Origin of the sequence: Corallococcus sp. 4LFB, assembly GCF_046520365.1 — a bacterium.
GTDB lineage: Bacteria > Myxococcota > Myxococcia > Myxococcales > Myxococcaceae > Corallococcus > Corallococcus caeni.
On record NZ_JBKGHJ010000459.1, the window covers coordinates 1 to 6712 of the forward strand.

Below are 6712 nucleotides of genomic sequence, written 5' to 3' on the forward strand. Positions count from 1 at the left end.
CCGCGCCGCCCAGCGCCACCACCAGCCCCAGCACGCCCCACCAGGCGCCGCGCCGCGAGGACTCCCAGGGACGCAGGAGCATCAGGCCCCACGCCAGCAGCGCCAGCTCCACCGCGACGGCGGCGCCCTTGCCCAGCCGGGCCACCGACGACGGCCCCAGCACCGCGAAGAACACGAACGCCGCTTCCGCCAGCGCCTGGCGCTTCGACGGGGCCTTCTCCAGCAGGACGGCGACATCTCCACGAAGCACCACGGGCACTTCCTTCCGGCGCCACGGGGCAGGGACCCGTGGGGTTCCCGGACACGCTAACGGCTTCGCCCCGCCGCTCACGGGTTTTCCTCCGCGCGACGCCCGGTTCAGGACGGGAGGGCTTTCTTCCGGGCCCCTCCCGCCCCGTCACACACGCGGCCTACTGACAGGTGATGCCGGGGAGCCCCCGGTACGCGCCCTGCGCGGTCCACCGCGTGTAGGGCGTGCCGCAGGAGCCCGCGTAGGGGTCATCCGTGCCGTAGCCCGGGACCCAGTACTCGAAGTGCAGGTGCGGTCCCGTGGACGCGCCGGACGAACCCACGCGCGCGATCCAGTTGCCGCAGGAGAGCGTCGTCCCCCGGGCGAACTGCTGCGTGTAGGCCTTCAGGTGCCAGTACCAGGTCTGCGTGTTGTCCGGGTGCCGCATGATGATGTAGTTCGCCGTGTAGAGGCCGCACGCGGCATAGGGATTGGCCTGGTCCCAGTAGTTGCACCGGTCGTAGTACCCATCCACCGACGCCTCGACGTAGCCCCGGGCGGCGTTCATCGCCCAGACGCCGTAGTCCATCTTGGAGAACCCGCCCACCAGCGCGTAGTCCGTGCCCGTGTGCCCGCTGTAGCGCACGCCGCCGCAGGCGTAGTCGCGGCCGCCGTAGTCCTTGTACGCGCTCACCGTGCAGCCGCCGTTGCCGCACTGGTCCGCGAGCTGCGACGCGGGGAAGCGGAACATCGTCTGCGCGGAGGAGACCGCCGGGAGCGCGAGCAGCGCGAACGCCACCGCCACCGTGAGCCGCTGAAGGGTGGAGCGCATCACTTCGCACCTCCCACGTCCGCGGCCGCGTGGCCGGTGCGCACGTTGAGCGTCCAGAACACGCCGCCGCCCGCGTTGTAGCGGAGCACGTCCTCGCTCAACCACTCCATGTGGTGGCTGGAGACGGGCGGGGGCACGAACTCCTTCGGCGGGCCGCCGAACAGCATCCAGTTCTCCAGGCCCACGTTGGTGAGCTGCTTGGCTTCCGCGCCCTCCACCGTCGTGACGAAGAACGACGCCACGCTCGTCCGGCCCGACACGAACACCACCGTCCTGCCGTCCGGGGAGATGCTCGGCGTCGCGTCCACGCCCGGGCCGTCCGCCAGCACCTTCACGCGCCCATTCAGGTCGATGATGCCCACCGCCGTCTCATGCGGCCCCGGGACCCCCGTCTTCAGCGTGGCCACCAGCGCGTCGCCCTTCGCCGTGGGGAACAGGTCGCCGCCCACCTGCTCGGCGAGCAGCCGCTCCTGCCCGTTCGCGTCGCGCAGCCGCAGCGTGCCCGCGCCGTCCAGCAGCGCCACGTCCTGCCCCACGATGCGCGCCTCGCGGTACTTGAACTCCGGCGCCACCACGCGGACCGCGCCCGTGTCCTCGGCGTACCGGACGATGGCCAGCAGCGGCAGGTCATCCGTGCCCAGCGGCTCCACGGGGACCTCCGCGACCACGCCCGCCAGCATCTCCCGGCCCTGGCCGAAGAGCTGGACGAAGCGCGCCCTGGGCCCGAAGGCCTTCTCCACGGCGGGCACCAGGCTCTCACGCGCCTTCGTCACGCGGCGCAGGTCCGCCGGGTTGGGAGGCGCTTCCGCGAAGGCGGGGCCGCCCACCAGCGTCATCACGGTGAGTACGAGGTATCGATTTTTCATTTCACTCCTGGGGATGGTGAACCGCGACGGGAGCGCGGTGACAAGGTTCTCTCGATGTCTGGGATTGAGTTGCTTTTAAACTGGTTATTCATGAATAGACGGAAAATTGAATGGGCGATGCAAGGGCGCGGCCGGGCCCGACGTGTTACGAGCCCTGCATGGCGAAAACCCTTCCCGACCGTCCGCGCGCGATCCTCGTCGGTGTCCAGCTCCCCGGCGTCACGGACGAGGCGCATGCCGCGGACCTCGCGGAGCTGAAGCGGCTGGTGCACACGCTGGGCTTCGACGCGGTGGGGACCCTGTCCCAGCGCAGGCAGCGGTTGGCCAACGGCACGGTGCTCGGCTCCGGGAAGCTCAAGGAGCTGGCCGCGCTCACCGGCGGCTCCGGCGTCATCCCGTCCGGCGCGCAGGGCAAGGCGTCCAAGGCGCGCGAGAAGTGGGAGGCCGAAGCCGGCGCGGATCCAGAAGGCGCGGACGCCCCCGGTGAGCCGGGCGTGGAAGCCGAGGCACCGCCCGACGAGGACGACGACGCCACGGACCTGGACCTGGAGGCCACCGCCATCGAGCCGGGCCCGAAGCCCACGGTGGTGGTCGTGGACCACGAGCTGTCCCCCAGCCAGCTGCGCAACCTGGAGCGGGCCACCGGCGCGCAGGTGCTGGACCGCGCGGGCGTCATCGTGGACATCTTCCACCGGCACGCGAAGAGCCACGAGGCGCGCATGCAGGTGGAGATCGCCCGGCTCAACTACCTGGCCCCGCGCCTGCGCGAGTCCTCCGGAGGCAGCGAGCGCCAGCAGGGCCGCGGCTCGGGTGACTCCGCGGTGGAGCTGGACCGCCGGAAGATCCGCGACCGCCTGGCGGAGCTGCGCGAGGGCCTGGCGGCCATCCAGAAGGACCAGGACCAGCGCCGGTATGCACGGCGCGACCAGCTTCGCGTGGCGCTGGTGGGCTACACGAACGCGGGCAAGTCGTCGCTGATGCGGGCGCTGACGGGCAGCGCGGTGCTGGTGGCGGATCAGCTCTTCGCCACGCTGGACACGACGGTGCGCGCGATGCAGCCGGAGACCCGGCCGCGCATCCTCGTCTCCGACACGGTGGGCTTCATCCAGAAGCTGCCGCACGACCTGGTGGCGTCGTTCCGCTCCACGCTGGACGAGGCGCTGGAGGCGTCGCTGCTGCTCTACGTGGTGGACGCGTCCGACCCCACCTGGGCCGCGCAGCTGGAGGTCACCCGCACGGTGCTCCGCGAGATTGGCGCGGAGGTCGTCCCGAGCAAGCTGCTCTTCAACAAGGTGGACCGCCTGGACGCGGCGGCGCAGGAGGCGCTCAAGGCCGCGCACCCGGACGCGCTCCAGCTCTCCGCGCACCGGCCGGAGGACGTGTCCGGGTTGCGCCGGGAGATCATCGCCTTCTTCGAGGCCTCCATGGTGGAGGCGGACCTGGTGATTCCCTACGCGCGGCAGGCCCGCATCGGCGAGGTGTACGAGCACACCACCGTGGTGTCTCAGGCCTACGACGAGACGGGCAGCCGGCTGCGCGTGAGGGGCCTGCCGGGCGCCATCGCCCGGCTGACCCGTTCGCTCCAGGACTGACGCGTCAGCGCACGACGGGCACGGTCACCGGGTCCTTGTCGTCCACGGTGACCTCCACCTTGCCCACGCGCCACAGCACGGGCTGGAACGCGAGGTTCAGCCGGTGCCCGTCCGCGGTCTCCACCAGGGCCGTGCCCTCCTTGGGCAGGTAGTTGCCCACCTCGTACAGGAGCGACGTGAAGGTGATGCGGTCCGTGCCGGACGGGCCGGTCAGCTCGCCCGGACCGTCGAACAGCAGCGTGGTGCCGCCGATGATGGGCAGCCCCTCGCGCTTCCCCACGCGGCTGTTGATGTGGAAGCTGTGGCCCTGGCGGCCCGGCACCTGGCCCTCCACGTCCGCGAACAGGCGCGTCTCGTCCGCGCACGTGCCGTAGCCCACCTTCGCCTGGAGCGGCTGGCCGTCCACGGCCAGCTCGCGCAGGTCGGCGTGCATCTCCATCAGGTCCTCGCCGCCGCGGTACTCCAGCACCGCGCGTCCGGTGAAGCGCAGGCCGTGCACGTCACAGCCGCCGGACGGGAAGGTCACGACGACGGCGTCGGTGACGTCGTCCATGGCCTGCACCGTGGCCGTGGCGCAGGCCACCGTGGAGGACAGGCCCTCCACGGCGTGGTTCAGGAACGAGCGCCGGGGCTCGCCGCACGAGTACACGGGCATCAGGCCCAGCATCTCCAGCGCGCCGCGCACCAGGTGCGTGGAGGCCGCCACGCGCTCCACGCGGGCCTTCGCGTCGTCGATCTCCTCCTGCGTGGGCGCGTTGTCTCCGCAGGCGGTGGTGGCGAGGGCGGCGAGGGCAAGGCAGGCGATGCGACGCATGAAGGGCTCCGGAAGAGACGGTGCGGATCCCCCGCGCCATCGCGGGGACCGTACCCCGGCCTCTCAGCAACCGTCATGCCCCCCTCAACCCCGCGAATCCCCAGGGAAAGGGGCTCCCGTGACACCCCGGGCGTGTGCAGCGCGCTGCGCACCCAGGGGCGGGCCTGTCCGACAGTCGGACCGGTTCGCGCGGTGCGGCGCGGACGGGGCGCCCCCTGAGCGCGGGTGGGGGGCCCGGGGCGGACGGCGCGTCCTGAACGCGGCGGACCCCCTGAATCCTTTTACCGCCGCGGTGGCTCTCACCCGGATTGCACGCACCTTCCCGGGGGCCATCCGCCCGGGATTCCGGATGGAGCCGCTTCATGAAGACCGTTCTCACCGCCGCCGCGTTCGTGGGTCTCCTCGTCATTGCCTGTGCGCACTCGCGCCCGGAGGACGCCGCCGTAGGGGCCGAGGCGCGCCGCCGGGTGGAGGCGGGCGCTACGCTGGTGGATGTCCGCTCGCCGGAGGAGTTCGCCGCCGGGCACCTGCAGGGCGCGGTGAACATCCCGGTGGACCAGCTGGAGCAGCGGCTCGGTGAGCTCGGCTCGCCACGGACGCCCGTGGTCGTCTACTGCCGGAGTGGCGCGCGCAGCAGCCGTGCCGAGCGCTTGCTGAAGGAGCAGGGGTTCCAGGACGTCTTCAACCTGGGCCCCATGTCGGCGTGGCCGTGACACGCGGGGGCGGGCCGTGCGGTCGTCGCACCTGCCGGCCCTACCGGTGGCTCCGGGTTCCCTCTGGAAATGCCTCCGGGAGCCGAGCGTTCTTCCGGTGAGGAGGCGAGGGGCGGATGTCGACGCGAACCGATGTGCAGTTGATGGAGGCCGCGCGCACGGGCGACGACAAGGCCCTGGACGAGGTCCTCGCGCGCCACGAGAAGCAGGTGTACCGCTTCGGCCTGCGGATGTGCGGCTCGGAGGAGGACGCCAAGGAGGTGCTCCAGGAGACGCTGTTCACGGCCTTCCGGGGCATCCACGCGTTCAGGGGGGACGCGGAGCTGTCCACCTGGCTGTACCAGGTGGCCCGCACCCACTGCTTCCGCCTGCGCCGCAAGCGCGTCGGCGTGCCAGAGACCTTCCAGCCGCTCGACGCGCCTGCGGCCAGCCGGGTCGCGGCGGACGAGGCGGCGCCGGACATGGTCTCCCATGCGCGGCAGATGGGAGAGGTGTTGCAGGCGGCCATCCTCGCGCTGCCGGAGGCCCATCGGGAGGTGCTCATCCTCCGGGACGTGGAGGGCCTCTCCGCGGAGGAGGCGGCGAAGGTGGTGGGCATCGAGGTGCGAGCGCTCAAGAGCCGGCTGCACCGCGCGCGGCTCCAGCTGCGCGAACACCTCTCCACGCTCATGGGGGAGGGCGCGCAGGGGCAGGCCCCGGCGTGCCCGGAGCTGGCGCAGGAGCTCTCCGAGTTCGCCGCGCAGGAGGTGGACCAGGCCACCTGCGTGCGCCTCGAGGACCACCTGTCGCGCTGCCCGCGCTGTACCGAGGCGTGCGACGCGCTCAAGCGCACGGTGTCCCTGTGCCGGCGCATCCCCGGGGATGAGGTCCCCGCGCCCGTGCGCGCGGCGGTCCGGCAGGCGCTGTCACGTGCGCTGTCCGCGTGAGCCCGTGGACGCGAGGTGCCCCCGCCGCCGGCTCATCCGGCCAGGGAGGACGCGCTAGGCGCCGTCTTCGTCCGGGGACGACGCCTCGAGGCCCGCCACGCCGTCGTCGTCCGCCAGTCCCTCGTCTGACTCCAGCGCGTCGTCTTCCTCCAGCGCGTCGTCCGGCTCCGGCGCCTCCACGTCCGCTGGCGCGGAGTCGGACGCTTCCGTGAGCACGGTGCCCAGCGGGTAGATGACCAGGTGGCGCTGGGGCTCGCTGCCCACGCTCACGGCCTCCAGGTGGTTCTTCACGACCAGGGTGTGCTGCACCTTGCGCAGGCGCGACGGGCGCGGCGTGAGCGGCAGGCTGATGCCCTCCGCGAGCACGCGCTGGATGGCCTCCTCCGCGTCCGACACCGCGGCGTGCACGTCCGCGGGGTCCACGCCCTCCAGCAGGTGGAACTCCGTGCGCAGCGCGCGGCGGATCTCCGTGGAGCTGTTGCGCTTGATGGCCAGCACGCGCGCCCCCACGCGCTCGGCCGCGCGGCGCAGCCGGGGGAGTTCGCGCGGCTTCGCAGCGTGAGCACCACGTCCGCGTTCTCCGGACGGCCCACCACCACGGCCTCCACCGGCAGGTCGCGCAGCACGCGCTCCAAGAGCTCGCGGCTCACCGCGTGCGCGGCGATGCGCGTGGGGCCGGGGCGGGGCGCTCCCAGCGCGGGCGTCCCCTTCGGAACGCGGCCCCCCGGCCGGCGTGGCCT

Annotated in this window: 8 protein-coding genes and 1 pseudogene; 4 read left to right on the forward strand and 5 right to left on the reverse strand. The window is 72.5% G+C overall.

Going from position 1 to position 6712, the window contains the following annotated elements; all coding sequences use genetic code 11:
• The 3 genes and pseudogenes from ACLEQD_RS33900 to ACLEQD_RS33910 all read right to left on the reverse strand — a co-directional run.
• Positions 1-253 (reverse strand): annotated as a pseudogene (locus ACLEQD_RS33900) (CPBP family intramembrane glutamate endopeptidase); the annotation flags it as partial.
• 157 nt (positions 254-410) lie between these two features.
• Positions 411-1061 (reverse strand): M23 family metallopeptidase, encoded by a 651-nt coding sequence (locus ACLEQD_RS33905; RefSeq protein WP_410389751.1) that lies wholly within the window; start codon positions 1059-1061, stop codon positions 411-413.
• On the reverse strand, positions 1061-1927 hold the full coding sequence (locus tag ACLEQD_RS33910) for a TolB family protein (RefSeq protein ID WP_410389753.1): 867 nt from the start codon (positions 1925-1927) through the stop codon (positions 1061-1063). Before ACLEQD_RS33910 ends, ACLEQD_RS33905 begins: the two co-directional genes overlap by 1 nt.
• 158 nt (positions 1928-2085) lie before the next feature.
• On the opposite strand from ACLEQD_RS33910, the gene hflX reads away from it, so the two are divergent.
• Positions 2086-3519: a GTPase HflX gene (hflX, locus tag ACLEQD_RS33915; RefSeq protein ID WP_410389755.1), complete on the forward strand. Its 1434-nt coding sequence runs from the start codon at positions 2086-2088 to the stop codon at positions 3517-3519.
• Positions 3520-3523: 4 nt separating this feature from the next.
• On the opposite strand, the gene ACLEQD_RS33920 is transcribed toward hflX, so the two are convergent.
• Entirely contained in the window at positions 3524-4333 is an 810-nt protein-coding gene (locus tag ACLEQD_RS33920; RefSeq protein WP_410389756.1) for a hypothetical protein, read from the reverse strand.
• A gap of 362 nt (positions 4334-4695) precedes the next feature.
• On the opposite strand from ACLEQD_RS33920, the gene ACLEQD_RS33925 reads away from it, so the two are divergent.
• Together ACLEQD_RS33925 and ACLEQD_RS33930 are read left to right on the forward strand one after the other, a co-directional pair.
• A complete protein-coding gene (locus ACLEQD_RS33925; protein ID WP_410389758.1) occupies positions 4696-5046 on the forward strand; it encodes a rhodanese-like domain-containing protein in 351 nt (116 codons plus the stop codon).
• A gap of 116 nt (positions 5047-5162) precedes the next feature.
• Complete coding sequence (locus tag ACLEQD_RS33930; protein WP_410389760.1) at positions 5163-5972, forward strand: sigma-70 family RNA polymerase sigma factor; 810 nt, start codon at positions 5163-5165, stop codon at positions 5970-5972.
• A gap of 54 nt (positions 5973-6026) precedes the next feature.
• Here the strand turns inward: ACLEQD_RS33930 and ACLEQD_RS33935 are convergent, their stop codons facing one another.
• Positions 6027-6470 (reverse strand): R3H domain-containing nucleic acid-binding protein, encoded by a 444-nt coding sequence (locus tag ACLEQD_RS33935; protein WP_410389762.1) that lies wholly within the window; start codon positions 6468-6470, stop codon positions 6027-6029.
• Positions 6471-6530: 60 nt separating this feature from the next.
• Here ACLEQD_RS33935 and ACLEQD_RS33940 point away from each other — a divergent pair.
• Positions 6531-6712, forward strand: a 182-nt coding sequence (locus ACLEQD_RS33940) for a hypothetical protein (protein WP_410389764.1), incomplete at its 3' end; no start/stop codon positions are given.